The 1,511-nt window shown below is 66.7% G+C and carries 3 protein-coding genes; all 3 read right to left on the minus strand.

Translation table 11 applies throughout. The features are described from left to right. Window positions 1–202 (minus strand): hypothetical protein (locus AC04L7_RS18475; RefSeq protein WP_475513668.1); only part of this gene is annotated, 202 nt, incomplete at its 3' end. Beyond that, the gene (locus tag AC04L7_RS18480; protein WP_475513669.1) at window positions 184–1,041 is read right to left on the minus strand and encodes a hypothetical protein; all 858 of its coding nucleotides are present in this window, start codon (window positions 1,039–1,041) and stop codon (window positions 184–186) included. The genes AC04L7_RS18480 and AC04L7_RS18475, both read right to left, overlap by 19 nt. Further along, a complete protein-coding gene (locus AC04L7_RS18485; protein ID WP_436001210.1) occupies window positions 1,038–1,475 on the minus strand; it encodes a hypothetical protein in 438 nt (145 codons plus the stop codon). The genes AC04L7_RS18480 and AC04L7_RS18485 overlap by 4 nt, the downstream gene beginning before the upstream one ends. Between the last annotated feature and the right edge of the window lie 36 nt (window positions 1,476–1,511).

Consider the following 1,511-nt stretch of genomic DNA (forward strand, 5'->3'; position numbering starts at 1 on the left):
CGATGTTGACCGACGCCAAGCGATCGAAGATCTCGATGTTGCCCAGCTGGCGGCCGTCCGCTTTGGTCCACGGCGTCGTGCCGTGGTAGACCACCAGAGGGCGCCCCTGCGCGTCCACGACCTGCGACTGCCCGAACCACGCGCGAAACTGCGCGGTGTCCAGGTGCTCGGGCCAGGCAGCGCTTAGGGCCGCAGGGAGCATTCGTCGTCCTCACCATCGTCTGGGTCGTCGCTAACGCCGGTAGCGGCCAGCGCTGCGTCRTAGACCATGCCGCCATGCTGCGCGAACAGCCCACGTACGATCTCGCGCACCTGCGTGGCTTCTTCGTCGGTGAACACCCTCTGCATCGTTCCGGCGTTGACGATGTCCTCGCCGACGTCATCGGGGTGGAAGTCCAGGCCCTGGTCGGCCATCTTCTCGAACCACTCGTACATCGCCTCCCGGCTGCCGGTGTCGCACGTGGGAACGCGCGACGGCGACGGGGGCAGCGCATCGAGCTGCGCCTGCACCCGACTGACGATCTTGTCCGCCAGTTCCTCGTAGCTGTCGGCGGTGACGAAGCTGGAGCCGTCGAACAGGTCCACCTGGCGGCGCTTGCCATCGATCACCGCGATGGYGGGTACGAAGGCCCGCACCTTCCGCGTGAACAGGCGGATCTCCACGTCGAGCGTTGCTTCAGCCTGGGCCTTGGCCCTGACGTACAGCGAGGCGTCCTCGTTGAGTTGGAACTGCCCGGCCTCGAACGTCCCGAAGCGCCGGTTCTTGAAGTCGTTACCGGAGAGCTTGTGCGAGGGCGGCAGCTTCAGCCGCCCTTCGATGGCCCCGAGCGTCGCGATCGCGCGGGTAAGCATCCCCTGCCCGATCGGCTGCAGGACCGGCAGGAAGGCGTTGTACTCGGCCTTGGCCGCGATCAGCGCTGCCCCGGTGGCACGCGAAGGCGAGCCCTTCTGCACGCGGCGCAGCAGGCGGTCGAACTTCTCGAACGCCTGCTGGCCTTCCATGTCCGGCGTGGTCGCCGGCTTCGTCGTCTCGTTGCTCATGCGCTCATCCCCATGCGCGGGCGGTCTTCTTCCGGCCACAACGCGTCCGTTTCCCAGAAGTCATCGCTCAACCCCAGCTCCAGCGAGGGGTGCAGCGGAATGTCGATGCGGTTGGCCTGCACGTCGGTGGCGCCAGCCGGCAAGATGTAGATCTCCGCGGGCACACCGTCGCTGTTGAGGTAGACACGCAGGCCGGTCAGCTCTTCGCGATCGGCACGCAGTCGCTCGACCTGCTGCACCAGCCAGTCCTGGTACGCCTCCGGCGGCGGATTGCCGGACACCGCTTCCTTCACGCAGGCGTTGAAGCGCGCCTGCAGCAGCATCAACCTCGTGGACAGCCCGGCGGCGGCCGCACTGCGGCCTTCATTGCCCGATGTGTCGCCGAACAGGAACGCCTGCAGTTCGTGCACGTTGGTGGGAGGTTTCGTCACCATCGGTCACATCCTCAGCGAATCGGCAGTGATGGGGGC

Source organism: Pseudoxanthomonas sp. LjRoot204_2 (assembly GCF_056175765.1).